The sequence below is a fragment of the Caulobacter sp. BE264 genome (assembly GCF_031457805.1).
Lineage (GTDB): Bacteria > Pseudomonadota > Alphaproteobacteria > Caulobacterales > Caulobacteraceae > Caulobacter.
In genome coordinates, this window is sequence record NZ_JAVDXI010000003.1 from 329,287 (window position 1) to 355,031 (window position 25,745).

The 25,745-nt window shown below is 66.5% G+C and carries 28 protein-coding genes; 2 read left to right on the forward strand and 26 right to left on the reverse strand.

Going from position 1 to position 25,745, the window contains the following annotated elements:
• Positions 1-13: 13 nt before the first annotated feature.
• The 9 genes from truB to rimP form a co-directional block, all read right to left on the reverse strand.
• Positions 14-946 carry a tRNA pseudouridine(55) synthase TruB gene (truB, locus tag J2X45_RS09885; RefSeq protein WP_310214130.1) on the reverse strand — a complete coding sequence of 311 codons (933 nt, stop codon included), beginning with the start codon at positions 944-946 and terminating at the stop codon, positions 14-16.
• 2 nt (positions 947-948) lie between these two features.
• Complete coding sequence (rbfA, locus tag J2X45_RS09890; protein WP_310214132.1) at positions 949-1,398, reverse strand: 30S ribosome-binding factor RbfA; 450 nt, start codon at positions 1,396-1,398, stop codon at positions 949-951.
• A gap of 106 nt (positions 1,399-1,504) precedes the next feature.
• Complete coding sequence (locus tag J2X45_RS09895; protein ID WP_310214133.1) at positions 1,505-2,293, reverse strand: dienelactone hydrolase family protein; 789 nt, start codon at positions 2,291-2,293, stop codon at positions 1,505-1,507.
• Positions 2,294-2,350: 57 nt separating this feature from the next.
• On the reverse strand, positions 2,351-2,926 hold the full coding sequence (locus J2X45_RS09900) for a hypothetical protein (protein WP_310214136.1): 576 nt from the start codon (positions 2,924-2,926) through the stop codon (positions 2,351-2,353).
• Positions 2,926-3,444, reverse strand: a complete 519-nt coding sequence (locus tag J2X45_RS09905) for a DUF2939 domain-containing protein (protein WP_310214137.1) — start codon at positions 3,442-3,444, stop codon at positions 2,926-2,928. Before J2X45_RS09905 ends, J2X45_RS09900 begins: the two co-directional genes overlap by 1 nt.
• A gap of 102 nt (positions 3,445-3,546) precedes the next feature.
• On the reverse strand, positions 3,547-6,573 hold the full coding sequence (infB, locus tag J2X45_RS09910) for a translation initiation factor IF-2 (RefSeq protein WP_310214138.1): 3,027 nt from the start codon (positions 6,571-6,573) through the stop codon (positions 3,547-3,549).
• A gap of 276 nt (positions 6,574-6,849) precedes the next feature.
• On the reverse strand, positions 6,850-7,500 hold the full coding sequence (locus J2X45_RS09915) for an RNA-binding protein (protein WP_310214139.1): 651 nt from the start codon (positions 7,498-7,500) through the stop codon (positions 6,850-6,852).
• A gap of 78 nt (positions 7,501-7,578) precedes the next feature.
• The gene (gene nusA, locus J2X45_RS09920; protein ID WP_310214140.1) at positions 7,579-9,231 is read right to left on the reverse strand and encodes a transcription termination factor NusA; all 1,653 of its coding nucleotides are present in this window, start codon (positions 9,229-9,231) and stop codon (positions 7,579-7,581) included.
• A 2-nt stretch (positions 9,232-9,233) separates the two neighbouring features.
• Positions 9,234-9,809: a ribosome maturation factor RimP gene (rimP, locus tag J2X45_RS09925; RefSeq protein WP_268066133.1), complete on the reverse strand. Its 576-nt coding sequence runs from the start codon at positions 9,807-9,809 to the stop codon at positions 9,234-9,236.
• A 258-nt stretch (positions 9,810-10,067) separates the two neighbouring features.
• On the opposite strand from rimP, the gene ppa reads away from it, so the two are divergent.
• A complete protein-coding gene (gene ppa, locus J2X45_RS09930; protein WP_062097522.1) occupies positions 10,068-10,601 on the forward strand; it encodes an inorganic diphosphatase in 534 nt (177 codons plus the stop codon).
• Positions 10,602-10,643: 42 nt separating this feature from the next.
• On the opposite strand, the gene trmB is transcribed toward ppa, so the two are convergent.
• The 15 genes from trmB to J2X45_RS10005 form a co-directional block, all read right to left on the reverse strand.
• Entirely contained in the window at positions 10,644-11,324 is a 681-nt protein-coding gene (trmB, locus tag J2X45_RS09935) for a tRNA (guanosine(46)-N7)-methyltransferase TrmB (protein WP_310214144.1), read from the reverse strand.
• 119 nt (positions 11,325-11,443) lie between these two features.
• Positions 11,444-12,667 (reverse strand): methionine adenosyltransferase, encoded by a 1,224-nt coding sequence (metK, locus tag J2X45_RS09940; RefSeq protein ID WP_310214146.1) that lies wholly within the window; start codon positions 12,665-12,667, stop codon positions 11,444-11,446.
• A 120-nt stretch (positions 12,668-12,787) separates the two neighbouring features.
• Positions 12,788-13,222, reverse strand: a complete 435-nt coding sequence (locus J2X45_RS09945) for a helix-turn-helix transcriptional regulator (RefSeq protein WP_310214147.1) — start codon at positions 13,220-13,222, stop codon at positions 12,788-12,790.
• Between the two features lie 28 nt (positions 13,223-13,250).
• Complete coding sequence (lnt, locus tag J2X45_RS09950) at positions 13,251-14,843, reverse strand: apolipoprotein N-acyltransferase (protein ID WP_310214149.1); 1,593 nt, start codon at positions 14,841-14,843, stop codon at positions 13,251-13,253.
• The gene (locus J2X45_RS09955) at positions 14,840-15,757 is read right to left on the reverse strand and encodes a hemolysin family protein (protein WP_310214150.1); all 918 of its coding nucleotides are present in this window, start codon (positions 15,755-15,757) and stop codon (positions 14,840-14,842) included. Before J2X45_RS09955 ends, lnt begins: the two co-directional genes overlap by 4 nt.
• Positions 15,758-15,765: 8 nt before the next feature.
• On the reverse strand, positions 15,766-16,233 hold the full coding sequence (gene ybeY, locus J2X45_RS09960) for an rRNA maturation RNase YbeY (RefSeq protein WP_310214417.1): 468 nt from the start codon (positions 16,231-16,233) through the stop codon (positions 15,766-15,768).
• Positions 16,234-16,252: 19 nt separating this feature from the next.
• Positions 16,253-17,197 (reverse strand): PhoH family protein, encoded by a 945-nt coding sequence (locus J2X45_RS09965; protein WP_310214151.1) that lies wholly within the window; start codon positions 17,195-17,197, stop codon positions 16,253-16,255.
• Positions 17,194-18,540 (reverse strand): tRNA (N6-isopentenyl adenosine(37)-C2)-methylthiotransferase MiaB, encoded by a 1,347-nt coding sequence (miaB, locus tag J2X45_RS09970; protein WP_310214152.1) that lies wholly within the window; start codon positions 18,538-18,540, stop codon positions 17,194-17,196. The genes J2X45_RS09965 and miaB overlap by 4 nt, the downstream gene beginning before the upstream one ends.
• A 239-nt stretch (positions 18,541-18,779) precedes the next feature.
• Complete coding sequence (locus tag J2X45_RS09975) at positions 18,780-19,529, reverse strand: DUF3800 domain-containing protein (RefSeq protein ID WP_310214154.1); 750 nt, start codon at positions 19,527-19,529, stop codon at positions 18,780-18,782.
• Positions 19,530-19,592: 63 nt separating this feature from the next.
• A complete protein-coding gene (locus J2X45_RS09980; protein ID WP_010917946.1) occupies positions 19,593-20,000 on the reverse strand; it encodes a Fur family transcriptional regulator in 408 nt (135 codons plus the stop codon).
• A 45-nt stretch (positions 20,001-20,045) separates the two neighbouring features.
• A complete protein-coding gene (rimI, locus tag J2X45_RS09985; RefSeq protein ID WP_310214157.1) occupies positions 20,046-20,498 on the reverse strand; it encodes a ribosomal protein S18-alanine N-acetyltransferase in 453 nt (150 codons plus the stop codon).
• Between the two features lie 8 nt (positions 20,499-20,506).
• Complete coding sequence (gene tsaB, locus J2X45_RS09990; protein ID WP_310214159.1) at positions 20,507-21,142, reverse strand: tRNA (adenosine(37)-N6)-threonylcarbamoyltransferase complex dimerization subunit type 1 TsaB; 636 nt, start codon at positions 21,140-21,142, stop codon at positions 20,507-20,509.
• Between the two features lie 3 nt (positions 21,143-21,145).
• Entirely contained in the window at positions 21,146-21,778 is a 633-nt protein-coding gene (locus J2X45_RS09995) for a DUF1131 family protein (RefSeq protein ID WP_310214162.1), read from the reverse strand.
• A gap of 85 nt (positions 21,779-21,863) precedes the next feature.
• The gene (locus J2X45_RS10000) at positions 21,864-22,451 is read right to left on the reverse strand and encodes a malonic semialdehyde reductase (protein ID WP_310214164.1); all 588 of its coding nucleotides are present in this window, start codon (positions 22,449-22,451) and stop codon (positions 21,864-21,866) included.
• 68 nt (positions 22,452-22,519) lie between these two features.
• Positions 22,520-23,092: a NifU family protein gene (locus tag J2X45_RS10005; RefSeq protein WP_096052919.1), complete on the reverse strand. Its 573-nt coding sequence runs from the start codon at positions 23,090-23,092 to the stop codon at positions 22,520-22,522.
• A 121-nt stretch (positions 23,093-23,213) separates the two neighbouring features.
• Between J2X45_RS10005 and J2X45_RS10010 the strand changes: the two genes are divergently transcribed.
• Positions 23,214-24,482 (forward strand): cytochrome P450, encoded by a 1,269-nt coding sequence (locus J2X45_RS10010; RefSeq protein WP_310214167.1) that lies wholly within the window; start codon positions 23,214-23,216, stop codon positions 24,480-24,482.
• A 75-nt stretch (positions 24,483-24,557) separates the two neighbouring features.
• On the opposite strand, the gene trpS is transcribed toward J2X45_RS10010, so the two are convergent.
• Positions 24,558-25,592: a tryptophan--tRNA ligase gene (trpS, locus tag J2X45_RS10015; RefSeq protein WP_310214169.1), complete on the reverse strand. Its 1,035-nt coding sequence runs from the start codon at positions 25,590-25,592 to the stop codon at positions 24,558-24,560.
• A gap of 78 nt (positions 25,593-25,670) precedes the next feature.
• A complete protein-coding gene (locus J2X45_RS10020) occupies positions 25,671-25,718 on the reverse strand; it encodes a hypothetical protein (protein WP_310214420.1) in 48 nt (15 codons plus the stop codon).
• Between the last annotated feature and the right edge of the window lie 27 nt (positions 25,719-25,745).

Sequence of the window (25,745 nt, forward strand, 5' to 3'; positions counted from 1 at the left end):
GGGTTGTCTCCGCTCAGGTGAGTTGGAAGACCCGCACGGGATTGAGCTTCCCAGCGCGCATCTCGCACAGGGCCACCAACCTGTCGCCGGACATGGCGGAAACAGTGCGATCGCCGGGCGGAAGCTCGGCTTTCAACGTTTCCACCTGACGCGGAAGCAGGACGATGGCGCGTCCCTGTGCAAGCCGGAAGGCGTCTTCATCGGTCACGGCCAACGCCGGGATGTCGTCCAGCGCGGTCTCGACCGGAAGCAATGCCTCCGACAGCCGGGCCTCATAGCTCAAATTCTCCAGAGTTTCCAGCGCTATCGCCGAAGCCTCGGAGAACCCGCCCACCCGCGTGCGGCGAAGGTCGGCGACGTGACCGCAGGTTCCCAAGGCCTTGGCCAGGTCCCGGACCACGGCGCGCACATAGGTGCCCTTGCCGCATTCCATCGTGAGCGTCACGTGATCGGCGTCTGGCTGGTCCACGACCTTGAGGTCGAAGATGCTGACCTTTCGGGTCGGCAGCTCGAATTCAACGCCGTCGCGGGCCAGATCATAGGCCCGTTCCCCGTCGACCTTGATGGCCGAGAAGTTGGGCGGAACCTGATCGACCTCGCCGATGAAGGCGGGCAGCGCCGCCTCCACCGCTTCGCGGGTCGGACGCACGTCGGAGGTCGCGGTGGTCTCGCCCTCGCGATCCAGCGTCGTTGTGTCGCGGCCCCAGGCGATGGTGAAGCGATAGGCCTTGTCGGCGTCCATCAGGAACGGGACGGTCTTGGTCGCCTCGCCCAGGGCGATGGGCAGGATTCCCGTCGCCAGCGGATCCAGCGTGCCGGCGTGGCCGCCCTTCTGGGCGTTGAACGCGCGGCGCACGCGGGAGACGGCCGTCGTCGAGGTCAGGTCGTAGGGCTTGTCCAGGCAAAGCCAGCCCGAGACGGCGTCGCCCTTTTTGCGGCGGGCCACGCTCAGGCCTCGTCTTCGTCGTAGACCACGTCGGACAGGCGGCGGGTGTCCTGCTGAACGCGCGGATCCAGGAACAGCTTGTCCATATAGGCGGCCGTGCCGAAGCTCTCGTCGTGGATGAACTTCAGGTCCGGCGTGAACTTCATGTCGATACTGCGGCCGAGGCGCCCGCGCAGGAACTTCGACACCCGGTTCAGGCCCTTGATGATGTCCGTCGTATCCTGGCCGGTCAGGCCAGCGCCGAGCGGCTCGACGAAGCAGATGGCGTGCTTCAGGTCGGGGCTCATTCGTACCTCGGACACGGTGACCGAGACGTTCTGTAGCGCCTCGTCCTGCAGTTCTTCCTCGCGGAGGATCTCCACGAGAGCGTGGCGAATGAGCTCGCCGGCGCGAAGCTGGCGTTGCGAGGGACCCGTCAGAGCCCCCTTCTTGGTGTCGGTGTGGCGCTTCATGGCGCGGATGTCCTTGCGGCCCGGCCGGCGGATCGAACGCCGGTGCGCGGGGAAAATCGGAAGGCGCGGTGTCTAGGCTTCCCAGCCGCGAATGTCCAGCCGCGCCTCAGACTGCCGTCTTCGCCTTGAAGAACGCGATCACCTTGTCGCGCGCCTTCATGCTGCCGCTGGAGGGGACCGAGCGATGCAGGTGCAGGGTCAGCACCGAGTGGGGATCCATCGGCTGGCCGGGCGCAGCGTCCGTGTCGGCCAGCTCCACCACCTCGACCTTGTCGCCGAACTCGGCTTTCAGGCGGGCGATGCGGGCGTCGGGCACCAGCTTGTCGGATGTGAAGCGCATGGCGATCAGCGACAGGTTCTCGTCTTGGAACCGCTTCTTGGCGCAGGCGATCTCGGACGCTGAGCAATCGAGGCCGCCCCGATCCTTGAACGGCAGCGAGGGCTGGGACAGCACCGGCGCCACCACCGAGGGCTCGGTCATCATCGCCAGCGCAAAGCCGCCGGTGAAGCACATGCCGACCGCCCCGACGCCCTTGCCGCCACAGTCGGCGTGAGCCTGGCGGGCCAGGGCGCGCAGCCAGTCGACGATCGGGCTGGAGCGGCCATCCTTCCAAACGCTGAACTCGCGCCGCACGCAGATGTTCTTGAGAATCTCGCCGATCGCATAGCCGCGTGACACCTGCTTGCCCGGCTTGCCGAACAGGCTCGGGCAGTAGGCGGTGAGGCCGGCGTCAGCCAGGTCGCGGGCGAAGGCCAGTACGCCCGGATGCAGGCCCGGAACCTCGTGGATGACGATGACGGCGGGACCTGACCCGATCTTGTAGACCTCGCGTGACCAGCGACCATCGTCGAAAGCAAAGCACTCAAAACCCGCCAGCGCCGTGTCGTTCGCCATCTCGCCCCCTCCGCTTTGGGACGAGGCTAGACCTTGGCCGCGCGGCTGGCGAGACACCTAGTTTGAGACGTCGGGACGCTGGGGGTTGTCGGTCCAATCCGACATCGGATCGGGCGTGCGGTTGTCCGGCAGGCGCCATTCGCCGCGATAGGAGAAGTCCAGCGTCCCGCACAGACCCGCCTGGCCCGCCGCCTTGGGGTCATCGCCGAACGCCTGGATGCGCAGATCGCGCCGCACCGCGATGGGGCTGAAGGACAGCCAAAGCCGCGTGGAGCCCGGACAGAAGGCGCGCAGATAGATCTTGCCCTGCGCCGCCGAGGCGTCGACTTCGTAGAGAGCGGCGTTGGCGTCGACGCCGCTCATCGCCGACAGGCCGCCGGGGCCGAGGTCCTTCGACCGCGCGGATTTCAGCATCGCCTGGGCCGGAACGCCTGTGGCCAGCACCTTGATGGGCCGACTGGCGCCCAAGAACCCGTCCTTGAACAGGAGCGTCACCCCCGCCCCCGTCAGCCGCTTGGCGTCGGGCGAGATCGGATCGTACGAGAACATCCGCGTCTCGGCGTGGGCGGCGGACGACGCCGCGCCGATAAGGGCGGCGGCGAGGATCGCGCTGCGGACGAGCGAGCGACGCATTATTTGCCGCGAAGATTGGCCGCCGAGGCGTCAAAGCCCGACAGCCGCCAGCGATCGCCTTCGCGGCTGAAGGTCAACAGGCAGGGGCCGTCCTTGCGCGCAGCGCAGACGCGACCGTCGCCAGTAGGGCGCAGGGCGGCGGCGATCGCCACGCGGCCCGGGATCGGCTTGTCGGGGGTGTAGCCGTAGTAGTTGGCCGCCGCCCGGAAAGTCGCCGGACGGATCAGCGCTTCGCCCGCCGCGTCGGCCAGCGGGCCGGCGGCGATCGCGGCCAGGGCCATGGCGCTGTTGCTCTGGCCGGCGCGCTGCCGGGCCTCCGCCATCAATCGCGCCTCGATCTGGCCCTTGAGGGCTTGCCGATCGACGTGCGCGTCAAAGGTCGCGCGATCATTGTCGCGGATCGCGACCAACAGATCATGGACATCGCCGCCGGCGTCCAGGCGGTTGGCGGTGGCGCAAGCGCTCAGGGTCGCGGCGACAACGGTGAGGGCGAGAAGGGCTTTAAGGCGCATCCCCAAGGCGTAGCCAGAGAATGGGGCGATTTCCAGTCTGAGCGTTCGCCAAGAAAAAGGGCGCGAGCCTTTCGACCCGCGCCCCTATTTTCCGATCTTGCGTCGCTCTTAGTCGAGCTGGCGCTTGATCTCTTCGACGGTGAAGCACTCGATCGTGTCGCCGACTTTGATGTCCTGGAAGCCCTGGAACATCATGCCGCACTCCTGACCGACGGGGACTTCGTTGACCTCGTCCTTGAAGCGCTTGAGCGTTTGCAGGGTGCCCAGTTCGAGAACGACGATGTCCTGACGGATGATCCGGACCTTGGCGCCCTTGCGGACCACGCCTTCGGTGACCTTACAGCCGGCGACCTTGCCGATCTTCGAGATGTCGAAGGCCTGCAGCACCTCGGCGTTGCCGAGGAAGGTTTCGCGCTGGATCGGGGCCAGCATGCCCGAGAGCACGCCTTTGATGTCGTCCAGCAGGTCGTAGATGATCGCGTAGTAGCGGATCTCGACGCCTTCGCGTTCGGCCAGGGCTCGCGCCTGCGCCGAGGCGCGGACGTTGAAGCCGATGACTGGCGCGCCGGCGCCCTTGGCCAGCATGACGTCGCTTTCGCTGATCGCGCCGGCGCCCGACAGGATGATCCGCGCGCGGACCTCGTCGGTGGCCATCTTGTCCAGGGAACCGATGATCGCCTCGGCCGAACCTTGCACGTCGGCCTTGATGATCAGCGGAAGCTCCTTGAGCTTCTTGTCCTGCAGCTTGGCCATCATGTCGGCCATCGAAGCGCCCGCGCCGATCGGCGCCAGCGACTTCTCGCGCTTCTGGCGGATGCGGTACTCGGTCAGCTCGCGAGCGCGGGCCTCGTTCTCGACCACGGCGAAGGCTTCGCCCGGCGAGGGCACGCCGTCCAGGCCGAGGATCTCGACCGGGGTGGCGGGACCCGCTTCGGTCAGCTGCTCGTTGCGCTCGTTCAGCAGGGCGCGAACCCGACCGAACTGGGCGCCGGCGACGACGATGTCGCCACGCTTCAGCGTACCGCGGTTGACCAGGACGGTCGAAACAGCGCCGCGACCCTTGTCCAGCTTGGCCTCGATCACCACGCCGTCGGCGGTGCGGTCGGGGTTGGCCTTGAGGTCCAGGACTTCAGCCTGCAGCAGGATGGCGTCGAGCAGGTCGTCCAGACCCGTGCGCGCCTTGGCCGAGACCTCGATGATCTGGGTGTCGCCACCCAGGCTTTCGACGACGATCTCGTGCTGCAGCAGCTCGTTGACCACGCGGGTCGGGTCCGAGCCCGGCTTGTCCATCTTGTTGACGGCCACGATGATCGGCACCTCGGCGGCCTTGGCGTGTTTGATCGCCTCGATCGTCTGGGGCATCACGCCGTCGTCACCAGCCACGACCAGCACCACGATGTCGGTGATGTTGGCGCCGCGGGCGCGCATCGCCGAGAAGGCGGCGTGGCCTGGCGTGTCGAGGAACGTCACGCGTTGGCCGTCCTTCAGGCGAACCTGATAGGCGCCGATGTGCTGGGTGATGCCGCCGTGTTCGCCAGCCGCCACGTCCGTCGAACGCAGGGCGTCGAGCAGGCTGGTCTTGCCGTGGTCGACGTGACCCATGATCGTCACGACCGGAGGGCGCGGCTCCATGTGATCGTCGATGTCCTCGGCGCCGATGAAGCCTTCTTCGACGTCGGCCTCGGACACGCGCTTGACGGTGTGACCAAACTCGGTGGCCACCAGCTCGGCGGTGTCGTTGTCGATGACGTCGTTGATCTTCAGCATCACGCCCTGACGCATCAGGAACTTGATGATGTCGACGCCGCGCACGGCCATCCGGTTGGACAGCTCCTGGACGGTGATGACGTCCGGGATGACGACTTCACGCGCGACGCGGGCCTGTTCGGCCACGCCGCCGCGACGCTTTTCCTTTTCACGTTCGCGAGCCCGGCGGACCGAGGCGAGCGAACGCATCCGGTCGGCGGAATCCCCGTCGCCAGCGACAGCCTGGATGGTCAGGCGGCCTTCGCGGCGCTGCGGGGCGCCCTTGACGCGCGAGACGGCCTTGTTCGGCGCGGCGCTCTTGCGGCGATCATCATCCTCGTCGGGGCGACGGCTGACTTCACCGCCAGGACGCGGAGCCGAGCGCATGGCGCGCTGGATTTCCGGCGTCGCCGGGGCCGAGGCGGGCACGCCAGGGCGAGGACCCCGGGGCGGACCGCCGGGACCGCGCGCGCCACCGGGGGCCGGGCGCGGAGCCAGGGCCGAGTAACGCACAGTCTGCTGCGGACGATCGCCTTGCGGGCGGTCACCTTGCGGGCGGTCGCCGCGATAGCCGCCGCGATCGCCCTGCGGACGGTCGCCGTCAGGACGGGGACCGCGCGGACGGTCACCCTCGGGACGCGGAGCGCGTTGGCCGAAGTTGGCGCCCGCATCGGGGCGCGGAGCGCGCTGGTTGAACGGGCGGTCGCCTTGAGGGGCCGGACGATAGGTCGTCGTGCTGGGACGATCATCGCGCCGATCGCGGCTGGGCTCGTAGGTCCGGGTCTGGCCCGGCGCGGCGGGGCGCGCGTCTTGACGCGGGGAGTCCTGGCGCGGCGCCGACGGGGCGGCTGGAGCCTGGGCCACGGGGCGCGGCGCCTGCGGGGCGGCCGGCGGCGGCGTCACGGGAGCCGCAGGGGCGGCCGGAGCTTGAGCGACGGGCGGCGGAGCCGCTGCGGCGCGTTCAGCGGCGGCCTTGGCGGCGGCTTCACGTTGGGCGGCTTCCGCCGCCGCGCGGGCGCGAGCCTCGGCGGCGGCCTGTTCGGCCGCCTGGCGGGCCTGGGCCTCCCGGGCGGCGTCGACGACGCGCTGGCGGGCGCGCAGTTCTTCCTGCGACAGGCCACCGGCCGAACCGCCACCACCGCCGCCTTGCGGCTGCGACGGACGCGGCGCGGGCGGATCGCCCTGGCGACGCTCGGCCGAGGACGGCGCGGCAAGATTGCCTGCTGCAGGCGCGTGGGTGCGCGTCCGCTTGGTTTCCACCACCACCGTCTTGGTCCGGCCGTGGCTGAAGCTTTGCTTCACGACCCCAGCGCTCACTGAGCCCTGGCGGGGCTTCAGGGTCATCGGGGTGCGTCCGCCGGGTCGGCCGTTTTCGTTCTCGTCGCTCATGCGCTCGCTTGTACTTCCGCCGGGCGGTACCCGGCTAAAAAACCGTTCGTTCCATGTGAGAAAGGGGCCCGGACGTACCTCCAAAAGGAAGCCGTTTCCCCGACCCTTCACTCACGAGCCCGGCCGAACACCTGGGCTCACTCAAAGATTCTAGAGCTTTTCCATCTCACCGGAGGCCCGGTGGGATGGAAAAGCTCTAGCGCCTGCCAAGGTCGGCGAACCGACCGGGCGGACAGGCCCGCCGTCTTGTCCAGGGACCGCCATAGGCGAAGACCCCTAGTCGTTCTCGCGTCCGTTCGCCGACCATTCGGGAGGCAGAAGCGGGCGGAAGCCGGATAAACGCTCGACATCCAAAGTCCAGCGTTCGATCCCACGCCCAGCGAGAAGCGCCGTGTGTATCACATTCTCCCCGCCCAAGGCCAAACCCAATTCGTCGGAATTGAATGCGCCCAGCAGTCGCGGCTGATTTGCGGCCCTTCGGGCGGCCGCCAGGACCTTGCGGCGACCGTCTTCGGCGCCGTCCGAGGCCTCGATCAGCCAGGCGACCTTGCCCGTTGCGAGAGCGGCCACGACCTTTTCGAACCCGGAAATAATGGCCCCAGCCTTACGCGCAAGCCCCAGGCCCTCAAGAACGCGCCGCGCCAGAAGCGCCTCGACCTGGTCGGCCAGATCCGCCGGCGGCGTCAGCTTGGTCTTGGCGGCGCGCGAGAACAGCCCTTTTTTGGCGGCGGTCGTGATCGACTCGCGGTCGGCGCCGACCCATATGCCGCGCCCGGGAAGCTTACGCGCCAGGTCCGGCACCACAACGCCGTCCGGCCCGGCCACGAACCGGACCAGGCGCGCCTCGTCGGTCGCCTCGCCCAGGACGATGTCCTTGCGCAGGCGATTGGCTTCGGCGTGGGTCCTGGACGCGGGGGCTTCGGTCATGGTCTTGCGGGCGGCCTTAGGAGCGCGAACGGCCCCGCGGATTGCTCCGCGAGGCCGCCCAGCACAGCGCCTGGGCGCTTAGGCCTCTTCCTGCTCAGCGGTGACGTCGCCTTCAGCGGCGGCCTGTTCAGAGGCGTCGCCCTCGACGCCTTCGTATTCCGGCTCAGGCGGAGCCTCGACCCAGCCCATGGCGATACGAGCGCGCATGATCAGGGCCTCGGCGTCTTCCGGCGACAGGTTGAAGCTTTCCAGGATGCCCGGCTCGCGCACGCGCTCGCCGCCCTTGTTCTCGAACCAGCCGCGCATGTCGTCGGGCACCAGACCGGCGAGATCTTCGACCGACTTCACGTCGCCTTCGCCCAGAGCCACGGCCATGGCCAGGGTCACGCCCTCGATGGCCAGGACCTCGTCCTCGACGCCCAGCGCCTTGCGCTTGGCGTCCAGCTCGGCGGCTTCCTTCTCGAGGAATTCGCGGGCGCGAGCCTGCAGCTCCTCGGCGGTTTCTTCGTCGAAGCCTTCGATCGAAGCGATTTCATGCGGCTCGACATAGGCGACGTCTTCCACCGCCGCGAAGCCCTCGGTGACCAGCAGCTGGGCGATGACTTCGTCGACGTCCAGGGCTTCCTGGAACAGGGTCGTGCGCTCGGCGAACTCGCGCTGACGGCGCTCGCTCTCCTGGCTTTCGGTCATGATGTCGATCTGCCAGCCGGTCAGCTGCGAGGCGAGGCGGACGTTCTGACCGCGACGGCCGATGGCCAGCGACAGCTGCTCGTCCGGCACCACGACTTCAACGCGCTCGTCTTCCTCGTCCATGACGACCTTGGAGACCTCGGCCGGGGCCAGGGCGTTGACGATGAAGGTGGCTTCGTCTTCCGACCACTGGATGATGTCGATCTTCTCGCCCTGCAGTTCGGCCACGACGGCCTGAACGCGTGAGCCGCGCATGCCGACGCAGGCGCCGACGGGGTCGATCGAGCCGTCGTTGGAGATGACGGCCATCTTGGCGCGCGAGCCCGGGTCGCGAGCGACCGCGCGGATCTCGATGACGCCGTCATAGACTTCCGGCACTTCCTGGGCGAACAGCTTGGCCATGAAGCCGCCGTGGGCGCGGCTCAGCATGATCTGCGGGCCCTTGGTCTCGCGGCGGACGTCGTAGATATAGGCGCGGATGCGGTCGCCGACGTTGAAGTTCTCGCGCGGGATCGACTGGTCGCGGCGCATGATGCCTTCGCCGCGGCCCAGGTCGACGATGACGTTGCCGTATTCGACGCGCTTGACGCTGCCGTTGACGATCTCGCCGACGCGATCCTTGTACTCGTCGTACTGACGCTCGCGCTCGGCCTCGCGGACCTTATGCATGACGACCTGGCGGGCCATCTGGGTCTGGACGCGGCCGATTTCGAACGGCGGCAGGATCTCTTCGTAGACCTTGCCGATCTCGGCGTCGCGCCAGGTGCGCTTGGCGATCGAGAACGGCATCTTGCCAATCTCGCCTTCCAGATCGGTCTCGTCGGCGACGACTTCGATCACGCGCTTTTGCGTCGTCTCGCCCGTCTTCGGGTCGATCTTGACGCGGATGTCGTGCTCGGCGCCGTAGCGGGCGCGGGCGGCCTTCTGCAGCGCGTCCTCGATAGCCTCGATGACGACTTCCTTCTCGATGCCCTTTTCCCGGGCGACCGCGTCGGCGATCTGCAGGAGTTCAAGCCGGTTGGCGGCGATGCCGATGGCCATGGTCAGTCCTCTTCACTTTCGGACAGGTCTTCGTTTTCGGATTCGAGGCGGGCGGCCCGTTGCTTGGCCCCCCGCTCCATCAGGGCGTCGGTCATGACGAGCTTGGCGTCGATGACCCACGCGAAGGGGAAGTAGACGGTGACGTCGTCCTCGCCCTCGATGTTCAAGCCCACCTGGTCGTCCTCGACGCCGGCCAGCTCGCCCTTGAAGCGCTTGCGGCCCTCGGCCACGCGGTCAAGTTCGATGCGAGCCTCAAGGCCGGCATAGTCGTCGAAGTCCTTCAGGCGGGTCAGCGGCCGGTCGATGCCGGGGCTGGAGACTTCCAGGGTGTATTCGCCGGCGATCGGATCGGCCGCGTCGAGCACTTCGGAGACGGCGCGCGACAGCTTGGCGCAGTCCTCGACGTTCATGTCGCCGCCGCTGCCATCTTCCAGCAGCGGGTGCTCGGCCATGATCTGCAGTCGGCGTTGCTCGGTCCCGCCCATCAGGCGCAGACGGACAATCTCGTAGCCGAGGCTCTCGGCCACGGGATCGAGCATCTCGATCAGGTCACGGTCTTCCTGCGTCTTCCCGCGCACGGTCTCTCAACTCAAGTTCTGGGCCGGCGGCGCTGAGACCGTTCGGCCAAACAAAAAGCGGCAGCCTTTCGGGCCGCCGCTCGAAAGCGCCATCTAGCGCTAACGGACGATGTAGAACGCTTTGTAGGCGAATTGCCGGCCGTTGTCGACTCATGGCGGGGAAATCTCCGGAGTCGTCTTCCGCGTCGCAGCATTTTGGGCCTATAAGCCCAGCCGCGCAGGCCGCTCCCCAAGGGCCGCATCTGATAAAGAGTCAAAATGGACCTGTCCAAGATCGCCGTCGGCGTGAACCCGCCGTACGACCTGAACGCCATCATCGAGATCCCGCAGGGCGGGGAGCCGGTGAAGTACGAGATCGACAAGGAAAGCGGCGCCCTGATGGTCGACCGTTTCCTGCATACGGCGATGTTCTATCCGGCCAACTACGGCTTCATCCCGCACACCCTGGCCGACGACGGCGACCCTGCCGACATCATGGTGGTGGGTCCGACCCCGGTGGTGCCCGGCGCGATCATCCGCTGCCGTCCGATCGGCACCCTGATGATGGTCGACGAAGCCGGCTCGGATGAAAAGATCCTGGCGGTGCCGGTCGACAAGCTGCACCCGTTCTACACCGGCGTGACCAGCTGGCGCGACCTGCCGACCATCCTGACCGAGCAGATCGCCCACTTCTTCCAGCACTACAAGGACCTGGAAAAGGGCAAGTCGACCAAGATCACCGGCTGGGCCGATCCGGACGAGACCGCCGAGATCATCCGCACGGCGATCAAGCGCTATAATGAAAGCTACTGAGTTCTGAAGGGCCGGCCGCAAGCCGGCCCTTTTTCTTGGCCCCTACGCGCGGATGAAATCCAGGAACACCGGCGCGCAGTCGCCCAGCTTCTTTTCCTCATAACGCGTGGTCACGTGATCGGCCGGGATCGCGTTGCGGTCCGCCGCCTCATCGGCGAAGCGGAAGCCTGGATCAGCCAGAACACGTTCGGTCGTCCACTCGGCGTAGTCGGCCCAGTCGGTGGCGAAGCGCAGCGCCGCGCCGGGCTTCATCACGCGGGCCAGCTTGGCCACGAATTCCGGCTTGATCAGGCGGCGCTTGTTGTGGCGCGCCTTGTGCCAGGGGTCGGGGAACATGATGAAAACCCGGTCCAGACAAGCGTCGGGCAGCCAGTCGACCACGTCGCGGGCGTCGCCCTCGTGGATGCGGACGTTGTTGAGCGCCTGCTCCTCGACGTGACGCACAGCGCTGGCCACACCGTTCACGAAGGGCTCGGCCCCGATCACCAGGGTCTCGGGATTGCGGCCTGCCTGGGCGGCCATGTGCTCACCGCCGCCGAAGCCGATCTCGAGCCAGACGGCCTTGGCCCCCGGCATCAGGTCGAGCGGCTGGAACGGCCCCTGGGGGACGGCGATCTCAGGCAGCAGGGTGTCCAGCAGGGCCTGCTGGCGCGGCTTCACTGGGCGCGACTTCAGACGGCCGAACGAGCGCAGTGGCCCATGGGGTTGTTGGGGGTTGGTCATGGGGGCCTAATAGCTGTCATCCCGGACGGCCGAAAGGCCGATCCGGGACCGCGACGAGCGCCAGCGTTTCTGGCGGTCCCGGCTCGGCGCGCTCCGCGCTTGGCCGGGATGACAGATTTTTACACCAGGCCCTTCAGGTCGCCCACCAGATCGGTCTTCTCCCACGAGAAGCCGCCTTCATTGTCCGGCGTGCGGCCAAAGTGGCCGTAGGCGGCGGTGCGGGCGTAGATCGGGCGGTTCAGTTGCAGGTGCTCGCGGATCGCGCGCGGGGTCGCGCCGCCGATCAGCTGAGGCAGGGTCTTTTCCAGTACCGCCGGATCGACCTTGCCGGTGCCGTGCAGGTCGACGTGGAACGACACCGGCTGGGCCACGCCGATGGCGTAGGCGATCTGGATGGTGCAGCGGTCGGCCAGACCTGCGGCCACGACGTTCTTGGCCAGGTAACGGCAGGCATAGGCGGCCGAGCGGTCGACCTTGGTCGGGTCCTTGCCCGAGAAGGCGCCGCCGCCGTGCGGCGCCGCGCCGCCGTAGGTGTCGACGATGATCTTGCGGCCGGTGAGGCCGGCGTCGCCGTCCGGGCCGCCGATCTCGAAGCGGCCGGTCGGGTTGACCAGCCATTGGGTCTTCTTGGTGATCAGGCCGTCCGGGAAGATCGGCAGGATATGCGGCTTGATCAGCTCCAGCACGCGCTTGGAGGTCGCGGCCTTGCCGTCGATCTTCTTCTTGTGCTGGTGCGAGACGACGATCGAAACCACGCGCTGCGGGCGGCCGGCGCCGTCATACTCCAGCGTCACCTGGCTCTTGGCGTCGGGCTCAAGTTCCGAAAGCTCGCCCGAGTGGCGCAGCTCGGCCAGGCGCTTGAGGATGTTGTGGCTGTACTGCAGCGTGGCCGGCATCAGCTCCGGGGTTTCCGTGCTGGCGTAGCCGAACATGATGCCCTGGTCGCCGGCGCCTTCGTCCTTCTTGTCGGTGGCGTCCACGCCCTGGGCGATATGAGCGGACTGGCCGTGCAGGAAGTTCGAGTATTTCGCCTTCTGCCAGTGGAAGCCCTTCTGCTCGTAGCCGATGTCCTTGATCGCCGCCCGGACCTTGGGCTCCAGCGAGCCAAGGATATCCTTGGTCAGCTGCTTGTTGGCCTTCTTGTCACCGTCCGGCTTGCCGGCGCGGACCTCACCGGCCAGCACGACGCGATTGGTGGTCACCAGCGTCTCACAGGCGACCCGCGCCTCGGGATCGACCGAGAGGAAGGCGTCGACCACAGTGTCGCTGATCCGATCGGCGACCTTGTCGGGGTGGCCCTCGGAAACGCTCTCGCTGGTGAAGATGTAGGACGAACGGCTCAAGAGACAGCTCCGGTCATGAAGACACGCACGGGCGCGCGGGCGCCCAGTTGGAGTCCAGTTAGACCAGAATCATATAAAGATATGTTTATGCGAGCAAGGCGAGCTTATCTAACAGCCGCATCAGTCGTCGGTCTCAGCGGCTGCGTCTTCCGCCGCCATGGATCGCACCAGCTCCAAGATCCGGCGACGAACCCTTTGCCTGCCGATCTTGGGAAACAGCGTGGCGAGCTCCAGCCCCTCCGACGTCATCAACAGGTCGTGCGCGAAGGGCTCCCCGCGCTCGGCCATGCCGCTGCTTGTGGTGTCCTCGAGGCCCTCGAAGAAGTAGTCCACGGGCGACTGCAAGCTCTTGGCGATCTCGTAAAGCTTGCTGGCGCTGACCCGGTTGGCGCCCCGCTCGTATTTCTGAACCTGTTGAAAGGTGAGGCCCAGGTCCTCGGCGAGCCGCTCCTGGCTGACGCCCAGGATCCGCCGACGCATGCGAATACGGGCGCCAACATGCAGGTCGACGGGATTGGGGCGGCGTTCGGTGTCCGACGGTTCGCTCATGCCCACGCCAGAAGCTGAAACTTGATTTTCAAGTTCAGCTTAAGTTTCGCCGGCGCGCAATAGAGGATGAGGTTTTGACGATCCAAGGGCGAGCTGATGCAACCCCTGATATGAGTATAAACACCAGAAGCGCCAAATCTCCGAAGTCGTCATAGGGCGTAACCTGGCCCATACCCGGTATTTGCGCGTCGATGACGCCACTTTTTCCTAACGCGAGCGATGCCGCAGGTACGATTCGCCCGCGCGCATCGACAACGGCGCTGATACCGGTCGGTGTCGCGCGCAACATCGGTTTGGCGCTTTCGATCGCACGATAGCTCGCCAGGTTCAGATGCTGAGGCGGGCCGGAGGTAACGCCGAACCAGGCGTCGTTCGAAACATTGATCAGGGCTCGGACATTGGGATCTGGCTTGGCCAAGCCTGGAAAGAGGCTTTCGTAGCAGATCAGGGGTTGAACCACGAGATCAGGCGAAACCTGTAACGGCGCGGGCGAGGGGCCTGTGGCGAAGCCGTCGCCAAGGTGCGCCAGGCTCTTGAAGCCGATCGCGGTCAGGAACCTGTCTGCGGGCAGGTACTCGCCGAATGGCACCAGGCGGTGCTTATCATAGACGCCGACCAGTTCGAGGTCCGCAGCGGTGCGTCGCAAGGCGATCAGGCTGTTGAAGTAGACCGCACGATCGGCGGGACCCTCGTAGCGGTAGCCGCCGATCAGCAACAACTGTCCAGGACGCAAGCTGTCGGTGATCGCCTGACGCACCCAGGTTCCTGGCGCGAGATAGTCGTTGATCGCGGCCGGCAGCGCGCCTTCGGGCCAGATCACGATGTCAGCGGGCTTGTCCGGATAGGGCTTGGCGGTCAGCGACACATAGGCCTGGACGATCTGGGAGAAGCGCACGGCGTCCCACTTGGCGTCCTGCTGGATGTCGGCCTGAACGATGCGCACCGTGGTCGGCGCGCCTGTCGCGACGGGGCGCGATAGCGCGACCGCGCCATAGCCATTGAGCCCGATCAAAGCACTGACGGCGATTCCCAGCGCGATCCGGCCGGCGCGACCCTCGCGCCAGACGGCGGCGGCGGCGGCCATGGCCAGGGTGATCCAGGTCAGGCCATAGGCGCCGACCAGAGCGGCGGCCTGGGAGGGGGGCGAGCCTGCGCGCCAGGTCTCGCCCGGCAGGTTCCAGGGAAAGCCGGTCAAGACGTGTCCGCGCGTCCACTCCAGAGCCGCGAACGCGCCGGCGAAGACCAGCACGCGCGTCACGCCGGTCGGCCGGACGAGACGGTAGATCAGGGCGGCGAGACCCCAGAACAGGGCAAGACCGGCCGCCATCGCCGAGACCGCGAACGGGGCCATCCAGCCCTGGTTGGCGGCGTCGACCATAAAGGCCTCGCCGATCCACCAGGTGCCAAGGCCGAAATAGCCAAGCCCCGCGAGCCAGCCCCGCCAGAACGCCGAGCGCAGCGGACGTTCGACAGAGGCGTCATCGATCAAGAGGAGCAGCGCCGCGTACCCTAACAGGCCGGGCAGCAGTCCGAACGGCGGGTGCGCCAGGGCGGCCGCAAGGCCCGAGGCCAGCGCCAGCAGCGGTCCGCTCCAGCGGCGTTCTCGAAACTGTGTCCAGGTCTTCACGAGGACATTGCGTCGCTTACGGGCGTTTCGAGGGCGGTGTCCGAGACGGGTCGGGTCGGGCCGCCGCGAACCCGGACGCGCCGAACCCTGCGCGGGTCAGCTTCGACGACCTCGAACTCGAACCCGTCCGGATGGGCGATCACCTCACCGCGCTGGGGCACGCGCCCGGCCAGGGCCACGACCAGGCCCGCCACCGTGTCGATATCCTCGTCCATGTCGGGAGGCGCGAGGTCGTGGCTTAGGGCGGCCTCCAGCTCTTCGAGCGGCGCGCGGGCGTCTGCGTCAAACACGCCGCCCGGGCGCGCGATCACAGCCACGGCGGTGGCGTCGTCGTGCTCGTCGTCGATCTCGCCGACCACGGCTTCGATCAGGTCTTCCATGGAGACCAGCCCGTCGGTGCCGCCGAACTCGTCGATGACGAGGGCCATGTGAATACGACTGGTGCGCATGCGGAGCAGGAGGTCAGCGGCCTTCATCGAAGCAGGCACGTACAACGCGTCGCGGCGCAGCTTGTTCAGCACCAGATCGCCCGGCGCGGGCCGCTTGGCCTCGTCGGCCAGCAGGCGGAACACATCCTTGACGTGGACGACGCCGACGGGATCGTCGAGCGTCTCGCGATAGATCGGCATGCGAGAGTGTTCGGCTTCGGCGAATTGGGCGGCGACAGCTTCGAACGGGGTCGACAGCTCGACAGCGACGATGTCGGCGCGCGGCGTCATCACGTCGGCGACCCGGAGGCTCTGGAACGCCTCGGCCTGATCCACGAGGTCGACCGCCGCCGACGACGCCGGGGTTTCGGGCGGACGAGGCGACTCCACGCCGCCCGTCAGTCGCTTGCGCATCCGTCGGAAAAACGCCCGCACGCCCCGGCTTCGACGGGCGGCGGGCGGTTGACTAGGCTCGTCGCTGGGCATGGCCCTGGTCAGCGTCCCTCTTCATCGCTGGCGTAGGGGTCAGGAACGTCCAGACCCGCCAGGATTTCGCGTTCGAGCGCCTCCATGGCTTCCGCCTCGTCGTCGCGCTCGTGGTCATATCCTAGGAGATGAAGCACGCCGTGCGCCACCAGATGTTGCAGATGGTGGGCGAGCGGCTTGCCTTGCTCGGCCGCTTCGCGCGCGCAGACCCCATAGGCGAGCGCGATATCGCCGATCTGACCTTCGGGATTGGCTTCCGGCCCCTGGGGGGACGGGAAGGACAGGACGTTGGTCGCATAGTCCTTCTGGCGAAAGTCGCGGTTCAGGGTCTGCACGCTGTCATCATCGGTCAGCAGGATCGTGATCCCCTGGCCCTCGATGTCCTCGTGCGCGTCCAGCACCGCCTGGGCGGCGCGCCAGACCAGCGCCTCGGTGTCGGCTTCCGCCGTCGTCCAGGCCGGGTCCTCGATCTCGATATCAACGGTAATAGTCATGTTACCGGGGAGTACTCTGCGCCGCGTCCGCGTCATAGGCCTTGACGATGCGTTCGACGAGCGGATGGCGCACGACGTCGGAGGCGGTGAACCGCGACACCGCGACGCCCTCGACGCCTTCCAGAATCGACACGGCGTGGGCGAGGCCGGAGTCGCGCGGGTTCAAGAGGTCCACCTGCGTCGGGTCGCCGGTCACGACCATCCGCGCGCCTTCGCCGATGCGGGTCAGCACCATCTTCATCTGCAGGCGCGAGCAGTTCTGGGCTTCGTCGACGATGACGAACGCGTGCGCCAGCGTACGGCCGCGCATGAAGGCGATCGGCGCGACCTCGATCTCCAGCTTCTCGCGGCGGCGGCGCAGCTGGTCGGCGCCCATGATGTCGGTCAGGGCCTCCCAGACCGGCGCCATATAGGGATCGACCTTCTCGTTCAGGTCGCCCGGCAGGAAGCCGAGTTTTTCGCCGGCCTCGACGGCGGGGCGGGTGACGATCAGGCGATCGACTTCGCCGCGCATCAGCATGCCCGCGCCATGGGCCACGGCCAGGAAGGTCTTGCCGGTGCCGGCGGGACCCAGGCCAAAGACCAGCGGATGGCTGGCCATCCGCTCCAGATACTGGGCCTGGCTCTTGGTCTTGGGCGAGACATTGCCCTTACGAACCGCGCGCGGAGAGGCCTGGCCGCTGGTCTCATGCGCGCCGCCGATGGCGATCCGCACATCGGCATCGACCACCTCGTCGCCGGCGTCGGCGCGAGCGGCCAGGGTCTGCAAGGCGCGCTTGGCGCTGGTGCGGCCGCGTGCGTCGCCGGTGATGGTGACACCGCCGCCCGGCGTCTCGATCAGCACCTTGAAGGCGTCCTCGATCAGGGCGGCGTGACGGCCGCTGGGGCCGGAGACGGCGTGGACCGCGTCATCCGACAGCGGCAGGAACTCAGGGGTGCGGCTCAAGCGGTCTCCAGCACGGGTTCAAGACGGCCCGCCAGGCTCATCTTGGCGGCGCTCTCGATATGGACGGGAACGATCTTCCCGATCAGATGCTCCCCGCCTTCGGCGTGGACGGCCTGCAGATAGGGGCTGCGGCCGACGATCTGGCCAGGGTGACGCCCGGCCTTCTCGAACAGCACCGGCAGGACCTTGCCAACTTGGCTGGCGTTGAACGCGCGCTGCTGTTCGTCGAGCAGCTGGTTCAAGCGCTCCAGCCGTTCGGCCTTGACCGCTTCGTCGACCTGACCGGGCATGGCCGAGGCCGGCGTGCCCGGTCGGCGCGAATATTTGAACGAGAAGGCCGACGCAAAGCCGACCTCGCGGACCAGCTCGAGGGTCTTCTCGAAATCGCCGTCGCGTTCGCCGGGGAAGCCGACGATGAAGTCGCCGCTCATGGCGATGTCGGGCCGGGCGGCGCGGATCTTCTCGATCAGCTTCACATAGCTCTCGGCCGTGTGGTCGCGGTTCATGGCCTTGAGAATCTTGTCGCTGCCCGCCTGAACCGGCAGGTGCAGATAGGGCATCAGTTCCGGAAGCTCGCCGTGGGCCTCGATCAGGTCATCGCCCATGTCGCGGGGGTGGCTGGTCGTGTACCGGATGCGGTCCAGGCCGTCGATCTTGGCCAGCTGGCGCACGAGCTTGGCCAGGGTCGAACCATCGCCGTCATAGGCGTTGACGTTCTGACCCAGCAGGGTGACCTCGCGCACGCCGGCGCCGGCCAGGCGCCTGGCCTCCTCGACGATGTCGTTCACCGGCCGCGACCACTCGCCGCCGCGCGTATAGGGCACCACGCAGAAGGTGCAGAACTTGTCACAGCCTTCCTGCACGGTGAGGAAGGCGGTCACGCGGGTGACATGGCGCTCGGCCGGCAGCGCGTCGAACTTCTCATCGGCGGCGAAGTCGGCGGCCAGGCGTTCGCCGGTCGCGCGGTGGGCGCGGGCGATCAGCTCGGGCAGCTGGTGATAGGCTTGCGGACCCACGACCAGATCGACCGCCTTCTGGCGGTTCATGATCTCCTTGCCCTCGGCCTGGGCGACGCAGCCGGCCACGGCGATGGTCATGCGACCGCCGGCCTCGGCCTTCCGGTCCTTCATCTGCTTGATGTAGCCGAGTTCGGAATAGACCTTCTCGGTGGCCTTCTCGCGGATGTGGCAGGTGTTCAGCACCACCAGGTCCGCGCCCTCAGGCTCATCGACGACCCCATAGCCCAGCGGGCGCAGGACGTCGGCCATGCGCTCGCTGTCATAGACGTTCATCTGACAGCCGTAGGTCTTGATAAAGAGGCGCTTTTGCGGGGTCTCGCTCATGCGGCGAGGTTATGGGGTCGAGAGGCCCGTTCCGCAAGGGCGGCGGGATCGCAGCCAAAGCTCAAGGCATCCGTTGTGGGTCAATCAAATCGAGTCGCGCGGACTCCGAACAGTCGAATTGTCAAGCATCATTATTGACAATTCAAAAACTTGCGATAAATACAATAGCGTAGTCTGAAACTGGGCACGACCTAGAAGTAGGACCGCACCGGGGAGGAGCTGCGGCTTCTCCCCCTTTTCTAGAGCGCTACTATACCCAAGTCGCTCGTTAAACTCGCTCTCAAATTGAGCACCGGTCGCAGCCTATCATAATAGTTCTTAGCTCCAATCTTCCGCACGTACGAACACGGATTCATTTTCTGATGAAGAAAATAGGCACATACGTCGGCGGATTGGATGAAGTAGCTCGTGGCTGAATCCTTTGGATGTGGATCTTCGATAACCCGCAGTAGAGGGAGGTCTCGATAGCCTCCCCCGTGCATGTTTGGAACGGGATTGTAGACCGCCATTTTGCGCACCATGTTCTGCAGCTTCTGGCCATCAGTGTTGTCGACGAACACCATACCCTTGTCGGCGCGATGCCGCCCTGGGAAGTTGCCATATCCAATCGTGTTTTCGAAACGCTGAAAAAGCGCCTGCCACGCCCGCGCGAAGACGTCATAAGTGTCAGGCTTCCCCGCCTTATCAACGACAACCGACGTAATGGATATAAAGTCAATCTTGGCTAGCTCATCAATATATTGCCTGAGTATTGCTAGACGAACATGCTTTGGCATCCCATCGACGGGAGCACGCCTAACATAGTCAGAGGCGTGAACTTCGGTCCGGACTGGCAGCCCATGAACATCGCGCATTATTCGCCGAAAGGACACCAAGCGACTATGCAGGTCCTTCCATCGGCTCTCGTGTACGGTTATGCCGACGAGCGAGAAATAGCGGGTGGGCGAACGCGACAAGCCAATGTCGCCGCTCTCATCGACATACATCATGTACATTTAGCCAAGCTAACACCGCCCAGCCAATACTAGCAATAGTAGCAGGGAGGTGGCCTACTACTCCTCCAACGGCATCCCGTAGAGCTCGAGGCGGTGGTCGATCAGCTTGTAGCCGAGCTTCTTGGCGATCGCGTGCTGCAGGGCCTCGATCTCCTCGTCCACGAACTCGACGACCTTGCCGGTCTTCATGTCGATCAGGTGGTCGTGGTGATGGTCCGGGCTCTGCTCATAGCGCGAACGGCCGTCGCGGAAGTCGTGGCGTTCGATGATGCCGCTTTCCTCGAACAGGCGCACGGTGCGGTAGACCGTGGCGATCGAGATGTGCGGATCGATGGCGTGGGCGCGGCGGTGCAGCTCCTCGACGTCCGGATGATCCTCGGCCGACGACAGCACGCGCGCGATGACCCGACGCTGGTCGGTCATGCGCATGCCCTTTTCGATACAGGCCTTTTCGAGTCGATCCACGGCGGAGCCTCCGTCTGAGTCGCCGGCAAGATAGGCGGTTGACCTTTAAGTGTTAAGCGCCCGTCGCATCACCAGCGCGTCCTTGGCGCCATCGGGATGGGGATAATAGCCCTTGCGCAAACCCACCTTGAGGAAGCCGGTGGTCTGGTAAAGCGCGATGGCGGCGAGGTTGTCGGCGGCGACCTCCAGGAACATCGCCTCGGCCTTGGTCTCCGCAGCGATCCCGGCGGCCACCTCGACCAGGGCCGCGCCCCAGCCGCGCCGGCGGGCGGCGGGATCGACCGCCACGGTCAGGATCTCCGCCTCGCCGGCGATCGCGCGGCACAGGATGAAGCCCTTGGCCTCCGCCGGCTCGCCGGCCTCGCCGAGGATCGCGAAGGCGCCCGGGGACTTCAGCAGGTCGTCGAACTCCAACGCCGTCCAGGGGCGGTCGAAGGCCTTGTCGTGCAGGTCGGCGAGATCGAAGGCGGCTTCTGAGCCGACGGGACGCAGGTTCATGCTGAAGTCTAGGTCGTAGGCAGGGTTGCGTAAGGCGCGCGCAGATAGAGCGGCCGGGGGGTATAGGCCGGAGCGGGTCGGCTGGCGGCCAGGCGCGCCACGGCCACGGGATCGGGCGCGGCGGGGGTCAGGATCACCGCCCCCCTCATGGTGTCGGCCAGCAGCGGTGCGCCCGAGCCGATCAGGGTCGCTGGGCCGCCCCGATACAGCTCAACAAGGCGCGCTGAGGCTTCGCCAAGGCCCAGGGCGTCGGGCGCCATCACGGCTGCGCCGTCGACGAAGGCCTGCATATAGACCTGCTCCATGCGCGCATCGATCAGGGCCACGGCGAAGCCCTTCGTCCCGAAGGCCAGGCTCTCCAGCGTGTTCACACCCACACAGGGGATCGACAGGGCGGTGGCCAGACCCTTGGCGAAGGCCAAGCCCACCCGCAGGCCGGTGAACGAGCCGGGACCCACCGTCACCGCGATCCGTGACAGGTCGGCGAAGGCGACGCCGGCTTCGGCAGCCGTCTCGCGCGCCAGGATGCCGATGCGCTCCTGGTGCCCGCGGGTCATCGGCTCCGAACGCTTGGCCAGCACGCGCTCGCCGTCGACGATGGCGACAGAACTGGCGCCCAGGCAGGTGTCGATCGAGAGGATCATCGATCAGGCCGCGCCGACGACCGCGCCCTCGGCGGGACGCCAGATCAGGGCGTTGAGCTGGCCCTTGGCCTTCAGGGCGGCCTCCGACGGCAGGCCGGCCTTGGTCCAGCCCGGGACGCCGAAGACGTAGGACACCTGCGGCGCGTCAGGGCGCACGCAGATCGTCATGTTGATCTCCCGTCCTGCGCCAACCCGGCACTGGTCGAGCGTAAAGCCCAGCTCGCCCCACTTGGCCAGGAGCTGTTCGTCGCGGGGGCCGCGCGCATCGCCGGCCTCGACGCGGACATAGGCGATGTCGCCATCGTCGCTCTTGCCGATCTCGGCCAGCGGCGTGTTGTCCTGTTCGACATTGATGATCGGCAGGGCCGGGCCTTCGCCGGAATGCAGGAAAGCCTGCTCGACCTTGGCCTTGGGGAACAGAACCTTCAGCGTCGCCAGGTCGAAGGCCACCGCGCTGTTGATCGGGCCGACGCCGTCGTTGCTGACCTTGAGCGGACCGCCCGCATAGGGCGCGACAGCCAAGGTCGTCGCGCCTTGGCCGGCCTCTTCGGTCGTCGGGGCCTTGTCGGTCTTGGCCGGGCCACAGGCGGCCAGAAGCACGAACGGCAGGGCGAGATAGCTGTGGCGGAGGGTCATGGGATCCTTCTAGCGAATGTGCGTCCTGCGCACAAAACGCTTGTCGCCCGGACGTGGCTTCACGCCCGGGCGATTGTGATCCGGATCAGAGGATCTTGGCGGCTTCGTCGAAGTCCAGGCGCGGATTGCGCGGGAACAAGCCCTCGTCCGTGCCGTGGCCGATCGAGACGATGAAGTTGCTCTTGATGCTGGTGCCGGCGAAGAACTCGGCGTCGACGCCGGCGTTGTCGAAGCCCGACATCGGACCGACGTCCAGGCCCAGCGCCCGCGCGGCGATCATGAAATAGCCGCCCTGCAGCGAGCTGTTGCGCAAAGCGCCCCATTCCTTGGCGACCGGATCGTTAAACCAGTCCTTGGCCCCGGGCGCATGGGGGAAGAGCTTGGGCAGGGTTTGCGGAAAATCGAGATCGTAGCCGACGATCACCGTGCAGGGCGCCTGCAGGATCTTCGGGCCGTTCGAGCCGGACGACAGCTTGGCCAGGCGCGCCTTGGCGTCGGCGGAGGTCAGGAAATAGAAGCGGGCCGGGGTCGAATTGGCGGCGGTCGGACCGAACTTGGTCAGGTCGTAGAGCGCGCGAAGGGTCGTTTCCGGCAGCGGCTCGGGACTCCAGCCATTGTGGCTGCGCGCCTCGGTGAAAAGCTGGGCGAGGGTGGCGTCTTCGAGCTTGGCCATGGAAAGTCCTTCCGTAACTGCAGGCGTTACGATGTAGCGCCCTGGAGGGGCGGATCAACCTGGAAAGATCAGAGCGTCTGCTCGACCCGCGTCACTTCGGGGACGTAGTGCTTGAGCATGTTCTCGACGCCTGATTTCAGCGTCGCCGACGAGGACGGGCAGCCCGAGCAGGCGCCGCGCATATGCAGCCAGACCACGCCCGTCTGAGGCTCGAAGCGCGAAAAGACAATGTCGCCGCCGTCCTGGGCCACGGCCGGACGGATGCGCGTATCGAGCAGTTCCTTGATCTCGGCGACGATCTGCGAGGTTTCCTCGTCGTAGTCGCCCTCGTCGTGGCCGCCGCTCTCGGCGTTCTGGTCCAGCAGCAGGGGACGGCCGCTGGTGAAGTGGTCCATGATCGCCGCCAGGATCGGCGCTTTCAGGTGCGGCCACTGGGCGTCCTCGCCCTTGGTCACGGTCAGGAAGTCGGGGCCGAAAAACACCCGCGTCACGTCGCCGAGGTCAAATAGCGCCTTGGCCAAGGGCGAGGCGTCACCTTCCTCGGGCGTGCGGAACTCGCGTGCGCCCTCACCCAGCACTTCGCGGCCGGGAAGGAACTTCAGGACCTCGGGATTGGGGGTGGTTTCGGTCTGAATGAACATGCGCCTGAAATGGACCTCGCGATGTCGTGACGCAAGGGCGTCGAAAGTACGCATTTTAAAAGTGACACAGGCGTCATTTTCTGGCGTGATGTCGCAAAACACCGATCCGCGGGAGGATCTCATGAGCGACGGTTCGATCGACCTTAAGGCTGACGCGCGGGCGCGAGCCTATTCCATTCCCCTCGAAGACTATCATGTCGCCGACCCGGCCCTGTTCCAGGCCGATGCGATGTGGCCCTATTTCGAGCGCCTCCGGAAGGAAGCGCCGGTCCACTATTCGAAGGGGGACGAGGAGGTCGGCCCGTACTGGTCGGTCACCCGCTACAACGACATCATGACCGTCGACACGACCCACCAGGTCTTCTCGTCGGACGCGCACCTGGGCGGCATCACGATCCGGAACTTCGACGAGGACTTCGTCCTGCCGATGTTCATCGCCATGGACCAGCCCAAGCACGACATCCAGCGCAAGACGGTCAGCCCGATCGTCTCGCCGCAGAACCTGGGTCGTCTGGAAGGCATCATCCGCGAGCGGGTCTGTCAGATCCTCGACGCCCTGCCGATCAATGAACCTTTCGACTGGGTCGACAAGGTCTCGATCGAGCTGACCACCCAGATGCTGGCCACCCTGTTCGACTTCCCCTGGGAAGAGCGCCGCAAGCTGACCCGCTGGTCCGACATCGCCACCGCCTCGCCCGAAAGCGGCCTGATCGAGAGCGAGGATGCGCGCCGCGCCGAGCTGCTGGAGTGCCTGGCCTACTTCACCAATCTCTGGAACGAGCGGGTGAACCTGACCGAGCCGGGCAACGACCTGATCTCGATGCTGGCTCACGGCGAGGCCACCCGCGACATGCCGCCCATGGAGTACCTGGGCAATGTCATCCTGCTGATCGTCGGCGGCAATGACACCACCCGCAACTCGCTGACCGGCGGCCTCTACGCCCTGTCCAAGAACCCGCAGGAAGAGGCCAAGCTGCGCGCCGATCCCAGCCTGATCCCGAACATGGTCTCGGAGATCATCCGCTGGCAGACGCCGCTGGCTCATATGCGCCGCACGGCGCTGGAAGACTTCGAGCTGGCCGGCCAGACGATCAAGAAGGGCGACAAGGTCGTGATGTGGTACGTCTCGGGCAACCGCGACGACACGGTGATCGAGGACGCCGACAAGTTCATCATCGATCGCCCGAACGCCCGCCGCCACCTGTCGTTCGGCTTCGGCATTCACCGCTGCGTGGGCAACCGTCTGGCCGAGATGCAGCTGCGGATCGTCTGGGAAGAAATCCTCAAGCGCTTCCCGAAGATCGAGGTGCTGGAAGAGCCCAAGCGGGTCTATTCGACCTTCGTGAAGGGCTATGAGCGCATGATGGTGCGGATCCCCGAGCGGATCTGATCGGCGTCGCGATCGTGAAAAAGCCCCGCGACAGACGTCTGGCGCGGGGCTTTCTTGTTTCAGCTCGATAGGGGGTCAGGCGCCCCAGAAGCCGACCAGCTTCTTGACCTCGGCCAGCGTCGGGGCGGCGGCCTCGCGGGCCTTTTCGGCGCCCTTGGCCAGGATGGCGTCCAGCACCGCCGGATCGCCCAGCAGGCCGCGCATCCGCTCGCCGACCGGCGCCAGACTTTCGACCGCCAGTTCGGCCAGGGCCGGCTTGAAGGTTCCAAAGCCCTTGCCGGCGTACTCGGCCAGCACCTGGGCCTTGGTCTTGCCGGCCAGGGCCGCGAAGATGCCCACAAGGTTGTCGGCTTCGGCGCGGGTCGCCAGTTCCTCGACCGTTTCCGGCAGCGGTTCCGGGTCGGTGCGGGCCTTCCTGACCTTGGCCGCGATGTCGTCGGCCGTGTCGGTCAGGTTGATGCGCGAATAGTCCGACGGGTCGGACTTGCTCATCTTGGCCGAGCCGTCGCGCAGGCTCATGACCCGCGCGCCGGGGCCCTGGATCAGCGGATCGGGCAGCGGGAAGAAGCCGGGCGCATTGAAGTCGTGGTTGAACTTCTGGGCGATGTCGCGGGTCAGCTCCAGGTGCTGCTTCTGGTCCTCGCCGACCGGCACGTGGGTGGCCTTGTAGATCAGGATGTCGGCGGCCTGCAGCACCGGATAGGTGTAGAGGCCCACCGAGCTGCGCTCCTTGTGCTTGCCGCTCTTCTCCTTGAACTGGGTCATGCGGTCCAGCCAGCCCAGGCGCGCGACGCAGTTGAAGATCCAGGAGAGCTCAGCGTGCTCGCGCACCGCCGATTGCGGGAAGATCGTCGCCTTGTCGGGGTCCAGGCCCGAGGCGATGTACGCTGCGGCGATCTCGCGGGTCTGCTGGGCCAGGGCCGCCGGGTCCTGCCAGACGGTGATGGCGTGCAGGTCGGCCACGAAGATGAAGGTGTCGATCTCGTGCTGCAGGCGGGTGAACTTCACCAGTGCGCCCAGGTAGTTGCCCAGGTGCAGCGCGCCCGAGGGCTGGACGCCGGAAAGCACGCGGGGCGGGCCCGCATAGGTGACGGGGGCTTGGTCGGTCATGGCTTCAGCCTTGGATCTTGAAACTTGGAATGGCGAGCGCTGCGGCGCGAACCGCATCCTGAGATGCGGCGATCAGGGTTAGAGTGAGCCGCGCCATCGCGGCGCGAGCAATCCGATCGCGGCCATGGAACGCTGGTTACCGCTCCGGGCTGC

Coding starts and splice junctions, on each gene's coding strand:
- rbfA (WP_310214132.1), bottom strand. CDS start 1,398: ATGAAGCGCCACACCGACACCAAGAAGGGGGCTCTGACGGGTCCCTCG.
- J2X45_RS09895 (WP_310214133.1), bottom strand. CDS start 2,293: ATGGCGAACGACACGGCGCTGGCGGGTTTTGAGTGCTTTGCTTTCGAC.
- J2X45_RS09900 (WP_310214136.1), bottom strand. CDS start 2,926: ATGCGTCGCTCGCTCGTCCGCAGCGCGATCCTCGCCGCCGCCCTTATC.
- infB (WP_310214138.1), bottom strand. CDS start 6,573: ATGAGCGACGAGAACGAAAACGGCCGACCCGGCGGACGCACCCCGATG.
- J2X45_RS09915 (WP_310214139.1), bottom strand. CDS start 7,500: ATGACCGAAGCCCCCGCGTCCAGGACCCACGCCGAAGCCAATCGCCTG.
- nusA (WP_310214140.1), bottom strand. CDS start 9,231: ATGGCCATCGGCATCGCCGCCAACCGGCTTGAACTCCTGCAGATCGCC.
- ppa (WP_062097522.1), top strand. CDS start 10,068: ATGGACCTGTCCAAGATCGCCGTCGGCGTGAACCCGCCGTACGACCTG.
- trmB (WP_310214144.1), bottom strand. CDS start 11,324: ATGACCAACCCCCAACAACCCCATGGGCCACTGCGCTCGTTCGGCCGT.
- J2X45_RS09955 (WP_310214150.1), bottom strand. CDS start 15,757: ATGCCCAGCGACGAGCCTAGTCAACCGCCCGCCGCCCGTCGAAGCCGG.
- miaB (WP_310214152.1), bottom strand. CDS start 18,540: ATGAGCGAGACCCCGCAAAAGCGCCTCTTTATCAAGACCTACGGCTGT.
- J2X45_RS09975 (WP_310214154.1), bottom strand. CDS start 19,529: ATGATGTATGTCGATGAGAGCGGCGACATTGGCTTGTCGCGTTCGCCC.
- rimI (WP_310214157.1), bottom strand. CDS start 20,498: ATGAACCTGCGTCCCGTCGGCTCAGAAGCCGCCTTCGATCTCGCCGAC.
- tsaB (WP_310214159.1), bottom strand. CDS start 21,142: ATGATCCTCTCGATCGACACCTGCCTGGGCGCCAGTTCTGTCGCCATC.
- J2X45_RS09995 (WP_310214162.1), bottom strand. CDS start 21,778: ATGACCCTCCGCCACAGCTATCTCGCCCTGCCGTTCGTGCTTCTGGCC.
- J2X45_RS10000 (WP_310214164.1), bottom strand. CDS start 22,451: ATGGCCAAGCTCGAAGACGCCACCCTCGCCCAGCTTTTCACCGAGGCG.
- J2X45_RS10005 (WP_096052919.1), bottom strand. CDS start 23,092: ATGTTCATTCAGACCGAAACCACCCCCAATCCCGAGGTCCTGAAGTTC.
- J2X45_RS10010 (WP_310214167.1), top strand. CDS start 23,214: ATGAGCGACGGTTCGATCGACCTTAAGGCTGACGCGCGGGCGCGAGCC.
- trpS (WP_310214169.1), bottom strand. CDS start 25,592: ATGACCGACCAAGCCCCCGTCACCTATGCGGGCCCGCCCCGCGTGCTT.